Annotated in this window: 20 protein-coding genes; 11 read left to right on the top strand and 9 right to left on the bottom strand. The window is 65.4% G+C overall.

The features are described from left to right. Positions 1-206 precede the first annotated feature (206 nt). The 6 genes from ACE3TU_RS07720 (at position 207) to ACE3TU_RS07695 (ending at position 4970) form a co-directional block, all read left to right on the top strand. Entirely contained in the window at positions 207-443 is a 237-nt protein-coding gene (locus tag ACE3TU_RS07720; RefSeq protein ID WP_055048542.1) for an acyl carrier protein, read from the top strand. Positions 444-476: 33 nt separating this feature from the next. Then, complete coding sequence (gene fabF, locus ACE3TU_RS07715) at positions 477-1739, top strand: beta-ketoacyl-ACP synthase II (protein WP_374622340.1); 1263 nt, start codon at positions 477-479, stop codon at positions 1737-1739. An 88-nt stretch (positions 1740-1827) separates the two neighbouring features. Next, complete coding sequence (gene mltG, locus ACE3TU_RS07710; protein WP_374622337.1) at positions 1828-2964, top strand: endolytic transglycosylase MltG; 1137 nt, start codon at positions 1828-1830, stop codon at positions 2962-2964. Beyond that, a complete protein-coding gene (locus tag ACE3TU_RS07705) occupies positions 2964-3854 on the top strand; it encodes a YicC/YloC family endoribonuclease (RefSeq protein WP_374622335.1) in 891 nt (296 codons plus the stop codon). The genes mltG and ACE3TU_RS07705 overlap by 1 nt, the downstream gene beginning before the upstream one ends. Before the next feature lie 2 nt (positions 3855-3856). After that, entirely contained in the window at positions 3857-4495 is a 639-nt protein-coding gene (gene gmk / locus ACE3TU_RS07700) for a guanylate kinase (RefSeq protein WP_374622333.1), read from the top strand. A gap of 181 nt (positions 4496-4676) precedes the next feature. Further along, positions 4677-4970, top strand: a complete 294-nt coding sequence (locus ACE3TU_RS07695) for a hypothetical protein (protein ID WP_374622331.1) — start codon at positions 4677-4679, stop codon at positions 4968-4970. Positions 4971-4993: 23 nt separating this feature from the next. On the opposite strand, the gene ACE3TU_RS07690 is transcribed toward ACE3TU_RS07695, so the two are convergent. Continuing rightward, positions 4994-5251 carry a hypothetical protein gene (locus ACE3TU_RS07690; protein WP_374622329.1) on the bottom strand — a complete coding sequence of 86 codons (258 nt, stop codon included), beginning with the start codon at positions 5249-5251 and terminating at the stop codon, positions 4994-4996. Then, entirely contained in the window at positions 5251-6081 is an 831-nt protein-coding gene (gene rsmA / locus ACE3TU_RS07685) for a 16S rRNA (adenine(1518)-N(6)/adenine(1519)-N(6))-dimethyltransferase RsmA (RefSeq protein ID WP_374622327.1), read from the bottom strand. The genes ACE3TU_RS07690 and rsmA overlap by 1 nt, the downstream gene beginning before the upstream one ends. Before the next feature lie 122 nt (positions 6082-6203). Here rsmA and ACE3TU_RS07680 point away from each other — a divergent pair, with 122 nt between their 5' ends. After that, positions 6204-6623, top strand: a complete 420-nt coding sequence (locus tag ACE3TU_RS07680) for a DUF305 domain-containing protein (protein WP_374622324.1) — start codon at positions 6204-6206, stop codon at positions 6621-6623. Positions 6624-6626: 3 nt separating this feature from the next. Here the strand turns inward: ACE3TU_RS07680 and pdxA are convergent, their stop codons facing one another. The 5 genes from pdxA to ACE3TU_RS07655 all read right to left on the bottom strand — a co-directional run bounded on the left by pdxA (position 6627) and on the right by ACE3TU_RS07655 (position 13144). Then, a complete protein-coding gene (gene pdxA, locus ACE3TU_RS07675) occupies positions 6627-7655 on the bottom strand; it encodes a 4-hydroxythreonine-4-phosphate dehydrogenase PdxA (RefSeq protein WP_374622322.1) in 1029 nt (342 codons plus the stop codon). 82 nt (positions 7656-7737) lie between these two features. Further along, positions 7738-8625, bottom strand: a complete 888-nt coding sequence (locus ACE3TU_RS07670; RefSeq protein WP_374622319.1) for a SurA N-terminal domain-containing protein — start codon at positions 8623-8625, stop codon at positions 7738-7740. Positions 8626-8709: 84 nt separating this feature from the next. Further along, positions 8710-11007: an LPS-assembly protein LptD gene (locus ACE3TU_RS07665; protein ID WP_374622316.1), complete on the bottom strand. Its 2298-nt coding sequence runs from the start codon at positions 11005-11007 to the stop codon at positions 8710-8712. Further along, on the bottom strand, positions 11004-12062 hold the full coding sequence (locus ACE3TU_RS07660) for an LptF/LptG family permease (RefSeq protein ID WP_374622313.1): 1059 nt from the start codon (positions 12060-12062) through the stop codon (positions 11004-11006). The genes ACE3TU_RS07665 and ACE3TU_RS07660 overlap by 4 nt, the downstream gene beginning before the upstream one ends. Continuing rightward, positions 12059-13144 carry an LptF/LptG family permease gene (locus ACE3TU_RS07655; protein ID WP_374622310.1) on the bottom strand — a complete coding sequence of 362 codons (1086 nt, stop codon included), beginning with the start codon at positions 13142-13144 and terminating at the stop codon, positions 12059-12061. Before ACE3TU_RS07655 ends, ACE3TU_RS07660 begins: the two co-directional genes overlap by 4 nt. Before the next feature lie 209 nt (positions 13145-13353). Here ACE3TU_RS07655 and ACE3TU_RS07650 point away from each other — a divergent pair, with 209 nt between their 5' ends. Together ACE3TU_RS07650 and ACE3TU_RS07645 are read left to right on the top strand one after the other, a co-directional pair. Then, a complete protein-coding gene (locus ACE3TU_RS07650) occupies positions 13354-14850 on the top strand; it encodes a leucyl aminopeptidase (RefSeq protein WP_374622307.1) in 1497 nt (498 codons plus the stop codon). Then, a complete protein-coding gene (locus ACE3TU_RS07645; RefSeq protein WP_374622304.1) occupies positions 14847-15290 on the top strand; it encodes a DNA polymerase III subunit chi in 444 nt (147 codons plus the stop codon). Before ACE3TU_RS07650 ends, ACE3TU_RS07645 begins: the two co-directional genes overlap by 4 nt. Before the next feature lie 34 nt (positions 15291-15324). On the opposite strand, the gene ACE3TU_RS07640 is transcribed toward ACE3TU_RS07645, so the two are convergent. Both ACE3TU_RS07640 and ACE3TU_RS07635 read right to left on the bottom strand, forming a co-directional pair. After that, entirely contained in the window at positions 15325-15753 is a 429-nt protein-coding gene (locus tag ACE3TU_RS07640; protein WP_374622301.1) for a cupin domain-containing protein, read from the bottom strand. Beyond that, the gene (locus ACE3TU_RS07635) at positions 15750-17642 is read right to left on the bottom strand and encodes an ABC-F family ATP-binding cassette domain-containing protein (protein WP_374622299.1); all 1893 of its coding nucleotides are present in this window, start codon (positions 17640-17642) and stop codon (positions 15750-15752) included. The genes ACE3TU_RS07640 and ACE3TU_RS07635 overlap by 4 nt, the downstream gene beginning before the upstream one ends. A 185-nt stretch (positions 17643-17827) precedes the next feature. On the opposite strand from ACE3TU_RS07635, the gene ndk reads away from it, so the two are divergent. Then, positions 17828-18250, top strand: a complete 423-nt coding sequence (gene ndk / locus ACE3TU_RS07630; RefSeq protein ID WP_374622296.1) for a nucleoside-diphosphate kinase — start codon at positions 17828-17830, stop codon at positions 18248-18250. A 214-nt stretch (positions 18251-18464) separates the two neighbouring features. Continuing rightward, on the top strand, positions 18465-19051 hold a 587-nt coding region (locus ACE3TU_RS07625), incomplete at its 3' end, for a DEAD/DEAH box helicase (protein WP_374622294.1).

Here is a 19051-nt window from a genome sequence, read left to right as displayed (position 1 = left end):
ACCCGCCTGTGCGGAATATGGCAAAGGGCAGGGAAGTGTGTTACGTCCGCCGCTGATTTCGGGCATGGCCGACCCTTGCGAGGGGCTTGAACCGCGCCTACAGTCGGCCGCAAACGGCGGCAGGTTCACGGGGAGTTGGGCAGGTTCCAGCACCTTGCGGCCGAAAACGAACGAAACAAGCAGTCTGGTAACAAGGGAAGTCAGATATGAGCGATATCGCTGATCGCGTCCGCAAGATCGTGGTCGAACACCTCAACGTCGATGCGGAAAAGGTCGTCGATAAGGCCAGCTTCATTGATGATCTGGGCGCCGACTCGCTCGACCAGGTCGAACTGGTCATGGCTTTCGAGGAAGAGTTCAACGTCGAGATTCCCGATGACGCCGCGGAGTCGATCCAGACGTTCGGCGATGCCGTCGCCTACCTGACGAAGGCCGTCGGCTAAGCGCCGGCCCGATACGGCTCGTCTTCGATGGAATTGCGCCGCGTCGTCGTCACTGGGATGGGGATCGTCAGCCCTTTGGGCTGTGGAATCGATACCACCTGGTCCAACATCCTCGCTTCCAGGAACGGAGCCAGGCGCATCGACGACTTCCAGGTCGATGATATCGCCTGCCAGGTCGCCCACCGTGTGCCGCTAGGGTCCTACGCCGAGGGTAAGTTCAACGGTGACGACTGGATGGACGTGAAGGATCAGCGCAAGGTTGATCCCTTCATTGTCTACGCAATGGCTGCGGCGCAACAAGCCATCGACGATGCCGGCGTCGCGCCGCGCACCGTTGCGGACCAGGAGCGGATCGGCACGCTGATAGGTTCCGGCATCGGCGGGCTCGGCGGCATCTACGAAACCTCGGTCGTGCTGCACGAGAAGGGTCCCCGGCGGGTCAGCCCGTTCTTCATTCCCGGGCGGCTGATCAATCTGGCCTCGGGCTATGTCTCGATCCGGCACGGCCTCAAGGGGCCGAACCACTCGGTGGTGACGGCCTGCTCGACCGGTGCACATGCGATCGGCGATTCCTGGCGGCTGATCGCCATGGGCGATGCGGATGTGATGGTGGCCGGCGGCGCCGAGTCGTGTGTCAACCGCATCGCTCTGGCCGGCTTCTCGGCCATGCGGGCGCTGTCGAGCGGCTTCAACGACCGTCCGGAAATGGCATCCCGCCCCTATGACAGGGATCGCGACGGCTTTGTCATGGGCGAGGGCGCCGGCGTCGTCGTGCTGGAGGATTATGAACGGGCAAAGGCTCGCGGTGCGAAGATATATGGTGAGCTCATCGGCTACGGGTTGTCGGGTGACGCACACCACATCACCGCCCCGTCCGAGGACGGCGACGGCGGCTACCGGGCCATGCTGGCATCGGTCAAGCGGGCCGGGATCTCCGCGGCCGACATCGACTACATCAACGCCCACGGCACGTCGACGCCGCTTGGCGATGAGATCGAACTGGGTGCGGTGACGCGCCTGCTCGGCGATGCAGCCCCGCGGGCGGCCATGTCGTCCACGAAATCGGCCATTGGTCATCTGCTCGGCGCCGCGGGTGCCGTCGAGGCCATCTTCTGCCTGCTGGCGATGCGCGACAACATCGCCCCGCCGACCTTGAATCTCGACAACCCTTCGGTCGAAACGCCGATCGACCTCGTGCCGCACACGCCGAGGAAGAAGGAGATCAACGTGGCGCTCTCCAATTCTTTCGGCTTCGGCGGCACCAATGCGTCGCTGATCTTCCGCAGGGTCAGCTAGGGGCGCGCTCCGGCCGCGCACTTGGCCGCGTACTTGGCCGCCCGTCCTGCACGGAGGCCCAAAGCCCGTCCGAAGGGGAATTCGACCGATGGCGAACGAGCGCAGCGACAAGAAGAGCCGACGGCGGCGGCGCGGCGGCTTTGTCGACGTGATCAACGGTCTGCTGATGCTGGTCGTGCTGGGCATGCTGGCCCTGGTCGGCCTCTTCCTCTACGGCGCCAATCAGTTCTACCAGGCGGGCGCCGTCACTGCCGACACCAGCTTCACCGTCGAGAAGGGGTCTTCGGTGATGACCACGGCGCGGCGCCTCGAGGAGCAGGGGCTGATTCCGCAGAATCAGATCCTGCCTTCCGAGTGGCTGTTCTGGGCGGGCGCGCGCGCACTGAAGAAGGAGAACGACATCAAGGCCGGTGTGTTCATGCTCAAGGCCAACGCCTCGATGGCGGACATCCTGGCAGAGATCACCGAAGGCAAGCCGCTCGACTTCTTCGTCAATGTCATTCCCGGTGACACGTCGTTCCAGGTGGCGGAGCGCCTCAATCAGCAGAATCCCAACCTCACGGGCGATCCAGTGGCATTGCCGCCTGAGGGCTCGCTGCTGGCCATTCGCTACGACTTCTTCCCGGGTGATACGCGTCAGTCGCTGCTCGACAAGATGCAGGCCGAGATGAAGGCGAAGCTCGATGTGGTCTGGCAAGGACGCGATACGCGCATCGATGATGTCATCAAGTCTCCCGCCGACCTTGTGACGCTCGCCTCGATCGTCGAGAAGGAAACGGGCCTCGAGACTGAGCGGCCGCAGGTGGCCGCCGTGTTCATCAACCGCCTGCGCAAGAACATGCGGCTACAGACCGATCCGACCGTGCTCTATGGTGTCACCGAGGGCAAGTCGGTGCTGAGCCGCGGCCCGACCTCCGCCGAGCTCAAGCAAAAGACGGCTTACAACACCTACCAGATCGATGGATTGCCGCCGGGACCGATCGCCAACCCCGGTGAAGAGGCGCTCCTTGCCGTTGCCCACCCGGCCGACACGAAGGACCTCTACTTCGTCGCGAGGAGCGCCAACCCCGCCGACGGACACCTGTTTGCCGAGACCTACGCGCAGCACCGCAAGAACGTCTCGGCATATCGCAAGGCAGCTGCCGAGGCCGAGGCCGAGGCTGCCAAGGAGGCGCTCGAGGCCGAAGCCGCCAAGGACGCCGGCGAGACAGTCGAGCCACAGTGATGGCCGTGCTGGCGAGCATGACCGGCTATGGCCGGGCCTCGGGAAGCCTCCCCGGCATCGCCTTTGTGGTCGAGATCAAGTCCGTCAACGGCCGTGGCCTCGACATGCGGATGCGGCTGGCGCCCGGCCTGGATCCTCTTGAAGGGGAAATTCGGCGCCGGATCGCAACCAGGCTGACACGTGGTTCCCTGACCGTCTCCGCGAGCGTCGAACGGGAAGGTGCGGCGGGGCGGGTCGTCGTCAACCACCAGGCGCTGGAGGCGGTGCTGGAAGGCCTTCGCTGGCTCGATGGCAAGGTGGACGCGACCCGGCCGGGCCTCGATGGAATACTCGGCCTCAAGGGGGTAGTCGAGCAGCACGAAACCCGGCTCTCCGCAGACGAGGAGGAGGCGCTGAACGCGGCCATCCTCGCCGGCGTCGACCGCGCCGTCGAGGCTTTGGTGATCGCCCGGGCCGAAGAGGGCGCGCGGATCGCAGCTGTGCTCGTGGAGCGGATCGACGAGATCGCCAGCTTGGCAGAGGCAGCCGAGCGCCATCCCGCCCGGAGCCGACAGGCGGTCCTGGCCCGGCTGAGGCAACAGGTCGCAGAACTGGTCGAGGCCGGCACCGGGATGTCCGAGGAGCGCCTGGCGCAGGAAGCGGTGCTGCTGGCGACAAAGTCCGATATCCGCGAGGAACTCGATCGTCTGGTGGCCCATGTGGCGGCGGCCCGGCAATTGGTAGCGGGTGGTGGCCCGGTCGGCCGCAAGCTCGATTTCCTGTCACAGGAATTTAACCGCGAGGCGAATACCCTGTGCTCGAAGTCCAGCGACGTGGCGCTCACCGCCATCGGCCTGGACCTCAAGGCGGTGATCGACCAACTGCGCGAGCAGATCCAGAACATCGAGTGACCATGGAATTCCAGCGTAGGGGCGTCATGCTCGTGCTCGCCTCCCCCTCGGGGGCCGGCAAATCGTCGATTTCGCGAGCCCTGTTCGAGGACGATCCCAACATCGCGCTTTCGGTTTCAGTCACCACACGGGCCCGCCGCACCGACGAGATCGACGGCAAGCACTACCACTTCATCGACGTCGAGACCTTCAGGCGCATGCGTGCCGACGGCGAGTTGCTGGAGAGTGCCGAGGTCCACGGGAACTACTATGGGACGCCACGGTCGCGGGTCGAGGAGCGACTGGCAGCTGGGCGCGATATCCTGTTCGATATCGACTTCCAGGGGACTCTGCAACTCTACGAGAGGTGCCGGGCGGACATGGTGACCATCTTCATCCTGCCGCCCTCGATCAAGGAACTGCGCAAGCGGCTCGAGCGCCGGGCGCAGGACAGCCAGGGCACCATCGATACCCGCCTCCGCAATGCCCGACTCGAGATGAACCACTACGACGAGTACGACTACGTGCTGGTCAACGAAGACCTTGAGGATTCCACCAGCCGCGTCCGCACCATTCTCGCCGCGGCACGACTCGCTCGTTCCCGATTCCTGCAATTGGACAAGTTCGTCAAGGACTTGCAGGACCAGATCGACTCGCTATAGCAGTGTTATCGGCCATAAGGGGCGGTGCCCCGAATGGCGGATCGCAAGTATTGTTAAGGCATTTGATTAGGGTTAGTTGCGGCTCGCTGTGGATAACGCAAGCTAGTTGTGAATCTTCTCGCCGCGGCCATTTCATGCAGCCCGGAATCAGGCCGAGCCTGACGACGCGGGGGACGACAACATGCCATTTGAAATCAAGGCATGCAGTATCAACAACATGCATCGGCATCCTGTCCTGCCGGGACGGACGCTGGCGCAGGTCAAGGTGATGCTGCGCGAGATACGGTCGAAGGAAACCTTCGACCACGACCTGACATTGAAGGTCTGGGCCGACACCGACGACGGCATGTCGCCGTCGGACGTCAAAACGGCGTTGCTCGCCAAGGCCGCTGCAATCCTCAAGCGCACCGTTTCGGTCGCCGAGATTCAGATGAACGGCGATGGCAGCTATTCGAGGCTGACGCCAAGCGGCTAGACTTGGTCTGCGCCGTGCGACAGCTAGCGCCGGCCTACAAGCATGACGAAGCGGGCGATGGCACCGGCCGCGAACCCGAACAGCATCATGCCGCCCAGGAACGGCCCGATGAACGACAGAGTTCCCCCCGGTTGCGCGAGGTCGACGGTCAGCCAGGCGAAGAAGCCCGTCGCGAGCGCGACGGCGATGAGGTAGCTTCGCCAACGGGACGTCAGTAGCGGCAGCCCGAGCGGCAGCAGGAAGGCCAGCACTGAGACCAGGATAGCGAAGGCGCCGCCCATCAGCGCCGGGCCCGGGCCAGGGCCAGGAAGGTCGCGACGGACAGCGTCTCCGCCCGCTCGCTGCCTTTCAGCCCGGCAGTGGCGAGCAGCGGCTCGATCGGCACCCCAAGAGACTTGAGGCTCTGCCGTACCATCTTGCGGCGCTGCCCGAACGCGGCACGCGTCACCGCTTCGAGATCGCGAACCGAGACGCTGTCCGTAGTCGTGCGCGGCTTGAGGTGGACGACGCTGGAGGTCACTTTCGGCGGCGGCGTGAACGCCTCCCGCCCGATATTGAAGGCGATATGCGCTTCGGTGCGCCAGCCGCACAGCACCCCGAGACGCCCGTAGGCTTCGCTCCCCGGACGGGCGACGATGCGTTCCGCGACTTCCCGCTGGAACATCAGCGTCAGGCTCTCGAAGAAGGGCGGCCACGGCTCGATCGTCAGCCATCGGGTCAGGAGTTCGGTGCCGATATTGTAGGGGAGGTTGGCGACGAGCTTCACCGGCCCCTTGGCCAGCTCCGCGTAGTCGATATCGAGCGCGTCCCCGGCAATAACCTCAAGTCGGTCGGGATAGGCCGCGGCAATCTCGGCCAGCGCCGGGAGAGCACGTTCGTCCCGTTCGATGGCAATGACCCGATCCGCGCCCTCGGCGAGGAGCGCTCGGGTCAGGCCGCCCGGGCCGGGCCCGACCTCGATCACCGTGTACCCGGCGAGCGGCGAGGCCACCCGCGCCACTCTTGCGGTCAGGTTCAGGTCGAGCAGGAAGTTCTGCCCGAGTTCCTTCCTGGCCCGAAGATCGTGGCGCGCGATGACGTCGCGCAGCGGCGGTAGGTTGTCGATCTGCATGGCTAGCGCATAGCGGATTTGCGCGTCGCGGCAAATGGGCGCTTGACCTTACAACGATGGGAAGGTGCAGAGCATTTCCGACGTCGGGTCGCCCCGGCTCTGTCGACGAAAAGGACACTTGCATGAATCGAACACCACTCGTCCTCGCGGTCATCGCGCTGAGCTGCGGCGCGCTCGTTCTCCCATCCGCGGCCCAGCAGGACATTGCCCTGCCGGACGTTTGCCTCGCCGCCGACCCGCATGCGGGACATACAATGGGCGGTGACGACACGGGCATGACGATGGGAGGCGATGCGGCCCATCTCGACCTGATGGACGGCATGAGCGCGATGAACCGGGACATGATGGCCGGCGGCACCGCCGAAGACATCGATGTCGCTTTCGTCTGTTCGATGATCCCGCATCATCGCGGCGCCATCGACATGGCCAAGGCCGAACTCGCTCACGGGGACGACCCCTGGGCGCGCGCCCTTGCCGAGGCGATCATCGCGGCTCAGGAGAAGGAGATTGCCGAAATGCTCGCCTGGCTGGAGGCCCGGTAGCGCTCAGGGGGGTGCGGGTGGCGCCTCGCCGCGCGTCAACCGATCGGTCAGACGAATTGCCGCGATGAAGCTCTTCGGCGACGCCGCACCGGTGCCGGCCAGGTCGAACGCCGTGCCGTGGTCCGGCGAGGTGCGCACGAAAGGAAGTCCCAGCGTGACATTGACGGCCTCTTCGAACGCCACTGTCTTGATCGGGATCAGCGCCTGGTCGTGATACATGGCGACGACGCCGTCATACTTCCGCCAGTGGGGCAGATAGAACAGCGTGTCGGCCGGGATGGGACCATCCACCTCGACGCCCTCGAAGCGAAGGCGGGACACCGCCGGGGCGACGATGGTCTCGTCTTCCTTGCCGATCGCTCCGCCTTCACCGGCATGGGGGTTGAGACCCGCCAACGCGATGCGCGGTGCATCGATGCCGAAGCGGGTCCTGAGGCTCTGGTACAGGATGCGTCCGGTCTCGACCAGCAGGTCCTGGGTCAGCAGGCCCGGGACGGCACTGATCGGCACATGAATGGTCGCCGGAACGACCCGCAAGCCCTCGTGCGCAAGCATCATGACCGGTGTCGGAGTGACGCCGTTCTTGGTGCACAAGGCCGCCAGGTACTCGGTATGACCTGGATAGCGAAAACCGGCGACATAGAGCGACTGCTTGTGGATGGGAGCGGTGACCAGACCCCTGCATTTGCCGGTGAGAGTCGCATCGACGGCGGTAGCAATGGCCTCGATCACGAGCTTGCCTGACAGCGGCGACGGGTCTCCCGGCTTGTCAGGCACCAGCCCTTCGAGGTGAAAGACCGGCAGGGCGGTTGCGAATGTCGTGGCCGCCGCCTCCGGCGTGCTTGCGGCGCAGGTAATCGCGAGCCCCAGCCGTCTTGCCCTGCTCTCGAGAAAACCCAGGTGTCCGAACACGATGAAGGGCGGCAACTGCAGCTCAGCGCGTGCCGAATACAGTTGCAGGATCAGGTCCGGCCCGATGCCGGCGGGCTCACCCATGCTGATCGCGAGCGGCAGCGCACTGATCTCGGCCATGAAGGACTCCGCACCTGAAAACGAACGCCCGGCATCATAGGCCGGGCGCGTGAACGCGGAGTAACGAGGCGACGCCGTGCCGTCAGTTGCGGACGATCTTGGCCTTCGACCGCAGTTCGGCCAGGTACTTCTCGCTTTCAGCCTTCATGGCTTCGTTGCCCTGCTGGCTGCGCAGCTTGTTCTTGACGAAAGTAGTGTCACGCGCCGACGTCTTGGAACAGACGGCAAGCATCGACACACCCGACTCCGTGACGCGCGGTTTGGTGATGCCGCCGATATTGAGAGCCGCCAGTTCCTTGGCCAGAGCCTCTGGCAGCTGCGTAGCGTGACGCCGCCCCATCTCGCGTACCGCCGCATCGGTGTATGACAGTGACAGCTGCACCGCTGTGTCGCAGCCCGAAAAGCTCTTGCGGTACTGGTTGGCCTGTGCCGTGCGGCTCGCGGCCGATCCCTTGTCGGTGGTGATGAACAGGACTTCTTTGAGGATGTAGTCGTAGCTCATGTCGGAATCGAGCGCTGCAGCGGCCTGCTGATCAAGCTCCAGGTCCGAAAGCTGCACGCGTCCGCGGATCGCCACTTCACCCACCTTCTGCCAGGCGAGGGCGGCCCTCAGGCGCGACTTCATCGTGGCATCGCTGACGCCATTGGCCCGCAGCAGCTCGTTGAGCTTGCTGGTGCTCATCTTGACGTTACGTGCCACCTGCTGGAAGGCATCGTCGACCTGCTGCTCGGTGACCTGGATACCGAGGCGCGTCGCCTCCTGCAGCTGCAATTGCTCGTCGATCAGGCTGTTGATCGCGGCCTTGGTGTTGCCACCACCCTCGAGCTTCATCAGCTGCACGCGCTGAGACACGTCGAGATCGCTGATCGCCACTCCGTTCACCGTGACCGCAGTCGCCGCAAGCGCGGGCGCAAGGGATCCCAGGAGCATCGTGCTGCCGAAAAGCATCGCGGCGATCAGGCGGTTCATTGTCGTCACCATCAGGTTCGCAGGCGGCCGGACAGCCGGCGCACCCCCCTCATTGTTGGAAGATTGCGGCCAAAATCGGATTCTTCAGAAGCCGATCTCCGTGCCGGGCCCCTTGAGCTTGAAGGTCGCGCCAAACGCCAGGCTGTCCGGATTGGCGTGCGTGGTCCCTGTCGCCGTGGCAAACCCGCCGACGAGGAAATACCCGTCGTCGTAGAGCAGCTGCCCGGTCGCCTCGAGCCACTCGTTGGCGGCGATATCCCACGACACGCTGCCGCTGACGCGCCAGTAGTCGATCGGCAGTGGCGCCCCCGCCCGAACGGTAACTTCGTGCTGGTCTGCGGTCACCCCGGTGGCCGCGTCGGCCGCCAGATAGACGTAGTCCGCGCCGACCGAGTAGCCATCCCGCGCGAGGTCCGCACCGAGGCCGGCGCGGGGTACGCGGCCGGCGTTCGGATCGTACTGCAGTTCCGCTCCGAGGGTGGCGCCGGCGAATGGCGAACCGCGGGCCCCGAGGACCACGTAGGATGCAACGTCGCCAAGTCCGCTGCTGACCCCCGTATTGACCTCGTCGGCCACGCCCATGCCGTTCACGCCGGCGAGGTGAAACGACTGGCCGGCGACGAGTTCGAGCCAGCTGCCACCCGAGAAATTGGCGAGGTAACGCGCGCCGAGATTGGCCCTCAGCCCGGTCTCCTGCCTGTCGCTCCCCGAGAAGCGGTTACCCGAGAACAGGTTGGTATCGTCGAGCACGAAGCTATGGGCATTGTCGTTGGTGATGCCCGGCTGGCTCTCGTCGCTCCCGCGATAAACCAACTGCGCGATGGGCTCGAACAGATGGGTATCGCTGCCTCCAACCGAGATCAGCGGCCAGCGCACATCGACAGCCGCCAGTGGCGTTGCCGTGAACAACAACGCATCGGGCGGTTCGCCGAGCGTTGCGAACAATCCGTCATCATAGCTTGCGACGTCCGCCCTGAGGCCGACAAACGGCGTAATCACCACTCCGCCGAGGCCGACATAGGGGTTCTGCCAGCTTGCTTCGCCGGTCGCGTGCACCTTGTCGCCCTCGTAGCCGAAGACATAGGGCACAGCCCCGTAGGTCGCGGTCGAATCCGCATCGCGGGCAACTCCGAGCAGATTGCCCGACAGGTGCACCTGACCATTCTCGCCCAGATCGAAGTAGCCGTCGCCGCGTGCGTTTGGCAGAGCGAGGGCCTGCTTGTTCTGGTCGGCGGACGTGACGGTATCACCCAGCAGCAGGTACTCCTGCATCCGGATGTCCACGAAATAGTCGTCGCTCAGGTGGGTCGCGAAGAGCTCGTTGATCACCTTGCCCGACTTGTCGAAGTCGTAGTCCCCCAGGTACGCGGCATCGGTGAAGGTCGTGTAGCTCCAGCCGGCGGACCAGTCGGCCGGCAGCACGAACCGGCCGGATGTCTGTATCGCGCCACGCCAGTCCCGGTCACCGACGGTGCCGGCGAAAGCCCCTGGGTCGAGCTGGTAGAGGCCCGACGCTTCCACCGAGAAGCTGCCGCTGTCGAAGCGTTGCTGCCATTCGGCCGCCATCAGCAGGCCCTGCCGCGTCATCAGCTGCGGCGCCAACATCAGGTCGGTGTTCTCGCCCAGCGCCATGAAGTACGGAACACGCAGGCGACCGCCGAGCTCTGCCTTGTAGTCGACGCTGGGCAACAGGAAGCCGTTCGAGCGCGGAATCGTCGGGTCCGGCATCCAGAACCAGGGCAGCCAGGCAACCGGCAGGCCGAGAATCTCGAGGCTGGGTTGCTCGAAGTAGATCAGTTTCGTCGAGTCGTCCTGCACGAGCTTGGCGGCCTTGACCTTCCACCCGATCCGATTGCCCTTGCTGTCGATGCACTCGCCGCAGGGCGAATAACTGGCATCAAGCAGGATCGTCCTCAGCTCTTCAGAGAACCTGGCGTCGCGTGCCGTGATCCGCGACCCGTCGCTGGTGGTCAAGGTGAGCGAGCGGATGAAGGCCTCCTTCATCCCGTCGGTCACCTCGATGCTGTCGGCGCGGTACTGCGTACCGCTCGCGTCGGTGATCTCGACATTGCCAGAGCAGATCAGCGCCCCGGAGCCCTGTTCGTAGCGCAACTGGTCGCAGGCGATGGTATAGCCCGAGTAGCGCATCACCACGCGCCCCTCGGCGCTGATGATGTCGCTGCGCGCATCGTAGCCGAGCGTGTTTGCCTCCACTTCGGCCGCGGCACCCGGCTCAGGCAGTTGCGCAAAGAAGTCGTCAGGCAGGAACTGCGCGGATGCGGGGGGGCAGCACCACATTGCGGTGCTCAAGGCGAGCGCGAGGGTTGCGCCGAGACGACGCAGACTGTGCCTGCCAATCCGGTCGCGGCCCTGTCTGGTCACGTCCGTCCGTCTTCCTTGTTCAAAAGAACCGTCGCCCCCGCCATGATCGCTACCACAGCCGGACCGAGGACCGCTACCACCGGCTGGATCACTCCCGCCTCTCCTGCGCGCACCGCCATCTCGGTCAACACGAACACCACAAAGCCCAGAACGATACCATAAAGTACCGTTGCACCGTATTTATTCGTCCTTCGATAACCAGCGGTGAAGGCGAAGGCAACGACCAGCGAGCCGAGCAGCGTCACCGGCATGCCGATCAGTGTGGCGAAGCGGGTCCAGGTGCGGGCCCTGATGTCCGGGTCGCTGAGCCGCGAGGCCAGGCTTGCCGCCAGTTCGAACACGGTCAGATCGCGGACCGAGGCGAGCCGAGCACGCAGATCTCCTCCGGTTCTCGCCGTTGGCAGCCGATAGTCCGTTAGGTCTTCGGGAACCCTGTTTGCGAAAAACCTGGTGGCAGTCGGCAATCGCCACTCGCCATCCAGCAGTTCCGCGGTCTCGGCCTCGAGCCTTTGTCGCGGCGGGTCGAGCATGAAGACGCTGACCGTCCCCAGTGTCTCGCCCGAGGGATGCACGTAGCCGGCCTCGATGATGTAGTGAGTGCCCGCCACGCGCTCCTCCGTCCAGAATGAACCGGCCCGCGTTACTGCTTCGCTCCTGCTGGCGTTGAAGCCGCGATCGAGGTGGACCACCGCCGCGTGGCCGACCGTCGCGACCAGGGCAGCTCCGGCGATGGTCGCAGCCACGGGCCCCCGCATGAGTCGCCAGATCGACATGCCGGAGGCCTGGATGACCGTCATCTCGCGGCTGGCCTGCAGATTGACCAGACCGGTCACGGCCCCAATCAGGACGCTCAGGGGCAGCGTGTCGATGATCGTGCGCGCCGCGGCCACCGCTATGGCCAGCACTGCCACGTGCGGCCCGCCGATCCGGGACAAGGTGGCGAAGCGCGAAGTCGAAAACGCTTCGACGAGGACCAGCAGCCCGCAGAGCACGGTGATGGTCAGTCCGATCGACCCGGCCAGTCGCCGCACGATGATCCAGTCGATGCGGTTCATCTGCCGAACGCCTTCGGAGGCAGTGGGGCGAAGACGCGCAGCCGCGCCGTCAGCAGCACGACGGCGAACGCGCCGACGACAATCACACCCGTCATGGGCGACAGCGGCCCGTCGGCGCGCACATACTGCGCCAGCACCCTCTCCAGGAAGGCGGCTCCGAGGACCGTGAACTCGATCGGCACGAGCGGCTCGCGTCGTCGGCCGCTCGGGAAGGCCGACAACGCCGAGACCAGCAGGCATAGGACGACCACCCGCATCCCCTCCGTGCTGCGACGGCTGAGTTGCTCGACAAGGCTCTCGGGCCAATCGCCGGTGGCAAGGGCGGCGGCGACTAGGGCGATGCTGGTCCTGTCGCCGCGCTCTTCGCCGCTATCCGTTTCTGCGGTGAGTCGGTCGATCGCCAGGTCGTAGCTGGCGAAGGTGATCTCGGAAAAGCCGCCATCGTCCGAGCGATACTGGATGGCGCCGTCGCGCAGGCGCATCACATAGCCGCGATCATCGCGGATGAGCAGGGCCGAGGTAGCGATATAGGTGCGCCGCGGCGACGCACGCCGGTCGTCCGCGAAGAAGGAGGTGACCTCGCCATTGCTCCGTCGGCCGCCGACGGTGATCGTGACGCCGTCCATGATCTCGGCGAAGCGATTGGGGACCAGCGACCTGCCGACCAGATCGGCCGCCACCTGTGCCCGGGCGAGGTTGTATTGTTGGGTGGTGTACGGCTCGACGAGATGGGCGACGATGAGGATCGCTGCCGCGGCGCCCCCGATATAGATCGCTATGCCGCCGGACAGCGCGGAGAGACGTTGGGTGACGTGCAGGATGTGCAGTTCGCGGGAGGCCTGCAGCGCGCGCAGCGCCCGCCCCAGCCCAATCGCGACGCAGATGTAGAAGAACGTCATTCCCAGCGGAGGCATGTTGAGCAGGATCTGACCGATTAGGGGCAGAAATCCTTGTCCGCGGACCGACGCGACATCGGCCAGGCGCAGCGTCTGCACGAGAAAGAGTATCGAGAGTCCGACCCCGAAGATTGCGGCGGCCTCGGCGGCAAAAAGTCTCGCAAGATAATTGCTTAGCCGATTCATCTGAGATCCGGTGTGCACGTCGCATCGCCCCGGCGGGCGGAGACGATGCGCCGGATTCTGCCCATCCGCGCTTTGCCTTGGCAAGCCGAACCCGGTGCAGAATGGTGCCGAAAGGTGGTTCGCCGGCGAGGTGTTGCGGGATTGACGCGACAGGCCAGAACGCTATCAGTCGACGTCCCTGCCACCGCCGCGCCCGCGTAAGGTCACTCATGCCGCACGAGTTTCATCTCAAGACCGCCAGCCTGGCCCTCAAGGCGACGGGTATCCTGGTGCTCTACGTCGCCGAGGACGCTGTTCCCGCCGGGGCAGCCGCGGCCGCCTGGCAGGCAACGGGGCTCGACTGGGCCCGGGTTGCCGCCGCGGCAAGGTTCCGTGGCCGACAGGGGCAGGCCGTCGGCATCCTGGTTCCGGCCGGCCTCGATGCCGATCGCCTGCTGGTGCTCGGCACGGGAAAGCCGGGTCAGGGGGATAGCCTGTCCGGCTGGGCCGACCGCGGTGGCTCACTGGTTTCCAAGCTTGCAGGTCTGAAGGCAGACAGGGTCGCGGTCCTGCTCGACGATGAAGCCGCCACCCCCGAACGCGTGGCTGCTCTGGCGGGTGGGATGCGCCTCCGTCACTATCGCTATGACCGCTACAGGACGCCGAAGAAGGACGACAACGGCGAGGGCGGCCTGACCGTAACCCTGCATGTGGCGGGCAAGGCCGCGGTCGACCGCGCGATTGCTGACCGCATGGCGACGGTGAGCGGCACGCTGTTGGCTCGCGACCTGGTCCACCGGCCACCCAACGACCTGGGTACCCTGGAGTTCACTGCCGAGGCTGCAAGGCTCGCAGAACTGGGTGTCGAAGTCGAAGTCCTCGATCAGCCGGCCCTGGCGGCGCTCGGCATGAACGCACTGCTTGGCGTCGCGCAGGGTTCTGCGCGGCCTCCCCGGCTCGTCATCATGCGCTGGCGGGGCGGCAAGGGAGATGGTGCGCCGCTGGCCGTTGTCGGCAAGGGGGTGGTCTTCGACTCGGGTGGCATCTCCATCAAGCCGGGCGCCGGCATGGAGGACATGAAGGGCGACATGGGGGGCGCCGCGGCGGTGACCGGCCTGATGCTGGCGCTTGCCACGCGGAAGGCGTCCGTCGATGTCGTGGGCGTCATCGGGTTGGTGGAGAACATGCCGTCCGGAACGGCGATGCGGCCGGGCGACATCCTCACGGCGATGAGCGGTACCACGATCGAGATCGTCAACACCGATGCCGAGGGGCGGCTCGTCCTCGCCGACGCGCTCTGGTACACGCAGCACCGCTTCAGGCCGCAAGCCATGATCGACCTCGCCACGCTGACCGGCGCCATCGGCGTGGCACTCGGCAGCGATCATGCGGGTCTGTTCTCGAACAACGACGAACTGGCGGCCCGCCTGATTGCCGCCGGCCTCGAAAGCGGAGAGAAGCTGTGGCGGATGCCGATGGGCGCCGCCTATGACAAGCTGATCGAGAGCCGCTTCGCCGACATCAAGAACTCGGGTGGCCGGCCGGCCGGCTCGATCACTGCGGCCCAGTTCCTGGCCCGTTTCGTCAACGACGTCCCCTGGGCCCATCTCGACATTGCCGGCGTAGCGCTCGCCTCCCCGCAGACCGAAACCAATGCCAGCTGGAGCTCCGGCTTCGGCGTCGCCCTGCTCGACCGCCTGGTTCGGGATCACTACGAGGCGAGATGACCGAGATTCTCTTCTATCACCTCGAAGGTCAGCCGCTCGAACGGGTGTTGCCTGTGCTCGTCGAAAAGAGCCTCGAGCGGGGATGGAAGGTGGTGGTCGAGACGGGCAGCGAGGAGCGGGCGGAGTCGATCGACGCCCTGCTGTGGACATATCGCGACGACGCGTTTCTTCCCCATGCGCGCGCTGGCGGCGATGCCGACGCGTTGCAGCCCGTGCTGATCACCACGCGGCCGCACAATCCCAACGCAGCCCAGGTCCGCTTCTTCGTCGATCGCGCCGTGCCGCAATCGGGCGAAGGCTATCAGCGCATCGTTTTCGTGTTCTCCGGCCACGATCCGGAGGCGGTAACCGAGGCACGCGCCGCGTGGCGGGCTCTGCGCAACGGCAACGATGTCACCTACTGGCAGCAGGAGTCCGGCCGCTGGGTGAAGAAGGCCTAGTTACGACGCAGGATCGGCGACCGGGGTGCTGCGGTCAGCCGGGTTCCCAGCCCGGCTCGGCCTGAACGAACTTCGAGAACTGGAACCCCGGCGCGACGGTGCATCCGACCAGCGACCATTCCCCCATCGTCTTGGCCCGCTGCCAGGCGCTGGCCGGGATCACCAGTTGCGGCCGTGCTCCTGCCGCGAGGTCCACTCCGAGAACGTGCTCGACTACTGTCTTGCCGTCGCGTGAGGTGCGCATGAGCATCGGCGCGCCGCCGTAGAAGTGCCATACCTCGGCCGAATCCACCTTGTGCCAGGCGCCTGCCTGACCATCGGTCAGCAGGTAGTAGATCAATGTCGAAATCGGCCGGCCGAAAGCATCCGGGGTATCCGCGAAGGTCTGTCGATAGAAACCGCCTTCGACATGTGGCTCGAGCGCGAGCAGACGAATGATCTCCGACGCGGACAACTGCTTCATGCCTGTGCCCTCTCGGCCGCTTCCAGTGCCTCGCTCTGCATCAGCCAGGTCTCCTCCGCGCGAGCGATCTCGCCTTCGAACCGTGCCTTGTCCTTTCCGAGCAAGACAACCCGCTCCGGGGCACCGTCGTAGGTCTTTGGGTCGGCAAGGAAGGTTTCGACCCGGGCGAGTTCGGTGCGCAGGCGCGCGAGCTTTGCCTCGAGTTCCTTGATCGACTTGCGCAGCGGTGCAATTTCGGCGCGCCGTGCCGCAGCATCCTGCCGCGCGGCCTTCCGATCGTCGACCACGGTAACCGGTGGAGAGGTCTTTCCCTGGGTCTTGCCGTTCGAACTCGAGGTGATCTGGCGCTGGTAAGTGTCGAGGTCGGCGTCGAACTCCTCGATCGTGCCGTTCTGTGCGATCCAGAGCTTGTCGACCGTCGCATCGATCAGGTGGCGATCGTGACTGATGATCAGCACCGCCCCCTGGTAGTCGTTGAGGGCGGCAACCAGGGCGTCGCGGCTGTCGATATCGAGGTGGTTCGTCGGCTCGTCGAGGATCAGCATGCCCGGGCCGCCGAAGGTGATGAGGCCGAGCAGGAGCCGAGCCCGCTCGCCGCCCGAGAGGTTCTTCACCTTGGTGTCCATGCGCGAGGTGGTGAGGCCCATCTGCGCCACGCGCGACCGGCGCTTGGCCTCGCTGTCATAGGGCATCAGCTCGACGACGTGCTCGAACGGCGTCTGCTCGGGCCTGAGCTTGTCCAACTGGTGCTGGGCGAAGTAGGCGATCTCGAGCCCCTTGCCCTTGCGCATCTCGCCGCCCATCGGCTTCAGGTCGCCGGACAGCAGCTTGGCGAAGGTCGACTTTCCGTTGCCGTTGACGCCGATCAGCGCGATGCGATCGTCTGGGTCAATCCGGTTGGTGATGTGCCTCAGGATGACCTTGTCGCCATAGCCCACCGAGACGTTGTCGAAGGTGATCATCGGCGAGGCCGGCACCTTCTTGGGGTTGGGAAAGGTGAAGGGCAGGGACGTCTCATCGAACATCGCCGCCGGGGGCTTGAGCCTGGCGATCATCTTGACGCGCGCCTGCGCCTGCGCTGCCTTGCTGGCCTTGGCCTTGAAACGATCGACGAACTTCTGCAGGTGCGCGATCTGGTCGAGGGTCTTCTCGCGCGCCTTGTTGTTGAGCTCCATCTGCATCCGGCGCGTCTCTTCGAAGGTGTCGTAGGCGCCTTTGTAGAAGGTGAGCTTCCTGTGTTCGAGATGCGCGATCGAGGTGACAGCCTTGTTCAGGAGGTCCCTGTCGTGGCTGATCATGAACACCGTGTAGGGATAGGTCTGGAGATAGCGCTCCAGCCACAGCGTGCCCTCGAGGTCGAGATAGTTGGTCGGCTCATCGAGCAGCAGCAGGTCGGGCTGGCTGAACAGCACCGCGGCAAGCGCGACACGCATGCGCCAGCCGCCGGAGAGCTCGGACGTCGGAGCCAGTTGCCGGTCCTTCTCGAAGCCGAGGCCCTTGAGGATGGTCGAGGCGCGCGCTTCGGCCGTGTGGGCATCGATCTCGGCGAGGCGGGTGTGGATGTCGCCGATGCGGTGCGGGTCGGTGGCGGTCTCGGCCTCGGCGAGCAGCGCCGTACGCTCTTTGTCCGCTGAGAGCACCACGTCAAGAACGCTGATGCCCCCCGCCGGCGCCTCCTGGGCCACCGCGCCGATGCGCGCCTTGCGGTTGACCTCGATGGTGCCGCCCTCGGGCGCCAGGTGCCCCTGGATGAGGTGGAACAGGGTCGTCTTGCCCGTGCCGTTCTTGCCGACGAACCCGGTCTTGGACCCATCCGGCAACACCAGGGAGGCCTCCTCGAAGAGGGGGCGGCCCTGGATGCGATAGGTGAGGTTGGTGATCGTCAGCATGGCGCCCCGCACTTACGGACTGGCAGGCCTTAATGCAACCTTCGAGAGTGGCGGCGCTCAGGCCGCCCGCGCCGCGAGCTCGGCACCTCCTCCCCTCCCGGAGTGCCGGCATGCCCGTCTTGCGCCCGTCGAATCCCTTGGATACAAGGCGCCACCAAGATCGACCCAGCCCAAGGACCACGTACATGGCCATCGAGCGCACCTTCTCCATCATCAAGCCGGATGCGGTTCGGCGTAACCTCATCGGCAAGATCCTCACCAAGTTCGAGGAAGCCGGCCTCAAGCCGGTCGCCATGAAGAAGATTCACATGACCCGCGCTCAGGCCGAAGGGTTCTATGCCGTGCACAAGGCGCGCCCGTTCTTCGGTGAACTCGTTGAGCAGATGATCGCGTCCCCTGTCGTGGTGCAGGTGCTCGAGGGCGAGAACGCCGTGCTCAAGAATCGCGAGATCATGGGCGCCACCAACCCGGCCAACGCCGCTGAGGGCACCATCCGCAAGGAGTTCGCACTCAACATGGGCGAGAACTCGGTGCACGGCTCGGACAGCCCGGAAAACGCTGCCATCGAAATCAGGTTCTTCTTCTCCGACGACGAGATCGTCGGCTGATCTCAGCCGCCTGATACGAATTCCGAGGGCTGCCTCCGGGCGGCCCTCTTGTTTTTTCTATGCTCAGGTGTTTCCAACTCCACGGTGACATCCCCGCGAAAGCGGGGACCTCCGTTTGCGATGGTGCCTTAGGCAAGAAAACAGAGGTTCTCGCTTTCGCGGGAATGACACCGGTGGGTGTGGTACTCATCGTGCAACAGCAAAGATGCCGCCCGTGGCCCTGCCGGAGACGATCCACCCCGCACTTGCCGCCGCCCTCGTGGAGCGCGGCTATGACACGCTGACTCCCGTGCAGCTCGGCGTTCTGGCGCCCGAGGCAGCAGATCGGGACCTGCTGGTTTCGGCGCAGACCGGCTCGGGCAAGACCGTCGCGTTCGGCATGGCCCTGGCGTCGACGCTGCTCGGGACGGACCTCAGGCTGGGTCCCGCCTCGACCCCGCTCGCACTGCTCATCGCGCCGACCCGGGAACTGGCGCTGCAGGTGCAACGCGAACTGCAGTGGCTTTACGCCGGCACCGGCGCGCAGATCGCGGCCGGCGTAGGCGGTATGGACATCCGCGCCGAGCGCCGGGCGCTGGAGCGAGGCGCTCACATCGTCGTCGGCACGCCCGGGCGGCTACGCGATCACATCACAAAGGGTGCACTCGGTCTCGGGCAGGTCCGGGCCGTTGTGCTGGACGAGGCCGACGAGATGCTCGACCTCGGCTTCCGCGAGGACCTCGAGTTCATCCTGCAGTCCGCGCCCGCGACCCGGCGCACCCTGCTGTTCTCGGCCACCGTGCCACGCGAAATCGCCGACCT

It is taken from the genome of Devosia sp., assembly GCF_041917035.1.
Taxonomy (GTDB): domain Bacteria; phylum Pseudomonadota; class Alphaproteobacteria; order Rhizobiales; family Devosiaceae; genus Devosia_A.
The sequence above is the reverse complement of the archived record's forward strand: the minus strand, read 5'-3'. Positions and strand labels throughout refer to the sequence as shown.

What these genes read in the sequence shown, in the direction of transcription:
- gmk (WP_374622333.1), top strand. Translation starts at nt 3,857, where the DNA reads ATGGAATTCCAGCGTAGGGGCGTCATGCTCGTGCTCGCCTCCCCCTCG.
- ACE3TU_RS07705 (WP_374622335.1), top strand. Translation starts at nt 2,964, where the DNA reads ATGGCCGTGCTGGCGAGCATGACCGGCTATGGCCGGGCCTCGGGAAGC.
- ACE3TU_RS07635 (WP_374622299.1), bottom strand. Translation starts at nt 17,642, where the DNA reads ATGCTGACGATCACCAACCTCACCTATCGCATCCAGGGCCGCCCCCTC.
- ACE3TU_RS07650 (WP_374622307.1), top strand. Translation starts at nt 13,354, where the DNA reads ATGCCGCACGAGTTTCATCTCAAGACCGCCAGCCTGGCCCTCAAGGCG.
- ACE3TU_RS07720 (WP_055048542.1), top strand. Translation starts at nt 207, where the DNA reads ATGAGCGATATCGCTGATCGCGTCCGCAAGATCGTGGTCGAACACCTC.
- ACE3TU_RS07660 (WP_374622313.1), bottom strand. Translation starts at nt 12,062, where the DNA reads ATGAACCGCATCGACTGGATCATCGTGCGGCGACTGGCCGGGTCGATC.
- ACE3TU_RS07695 (WP_374622331.1), top strand. Translation starts at nt 4,677, where the DNA reads ATGCCATTTGAAATCAAGGCATGCAGTATCAACAACATGCATCGGCAT.
- ACE3TU_RS07655 (WP_374622310.1), bottom strand. Translation starts at nt 13,144, where the DNA reads ATGAATCGGCTAAGCAATTATCTTGCGAGACTTTTTGCCGCCGAGGCC.
- ACE3TU_RS07690 (WP_374622329.1), bottom strand. Translation starts at nt 5,251, where the DNA reads ATGGGCGGCGCCTTCGCTATCCTGGTCTCAGTGCTGGCCTTCCTGCTG.
- ndk (WP_374622296.1), top strand. Translation starts at nt 17,828, where the DNA reads ATGGCCATCGAGCGCACCTTCTCCATCATCAAGCCGGATGCGGTTCGG.
- ACE3TU_RS07645 (WP_374622304.1), top strand. Translation starts at nt 14,847, where the DNA reads ATGACCGAGATTCTCTTCTATCACCTCGAAGGTCAGCCGCTCGAACGG.
- rsmA (WP_374622327.1), bottom strand. Translation starts at nt 6,081, where the DNA reads ATGCAGATCGACAACCTACCGCCGCTGCGCGACGTCATCGCGCGCCAC.
- mltG (WP_374622337.1), top strand. Translation starts at nt 1,828, where the DNA reads ATGGCGAACGAGCGCAGCGACAAGAAGAGCCGACGGCGGCGGCGCGGC.
- ACE3TU_RS07670 (WP_374622319.1), bottom strand. Translation starts at nt 8,625, where the DNA reads ATGAACCGCCTGATCGCCGCGATGCTTTTCGGCAGCACGATGCTCCTG.
- pdxA (WP_374622322.1), bottom strand. Translation starts at nt 7,655, where the DNA reads ATGGCCGAGATCAGTGCGCTGCCGCTCGCGATCAGCATGGGTGAGCCC.
- ACE3TU_RS07680 (WP_374622324.1), top strand. Translation starts at nt 6,204, where the DNA reads ATGAATCGAACACCACTCGTCCTCGCGGTCATCGCGCTGAGCTGCGGC.
- ACE3TU_RS07640 (WP_374622301.1), bottom strand. Translation starts at nt 15,753, where the DNA reads ATGAAGCAGTTGTCCGCGTCGGAGATCATTCGTCTGCTCGCGCTCGAG.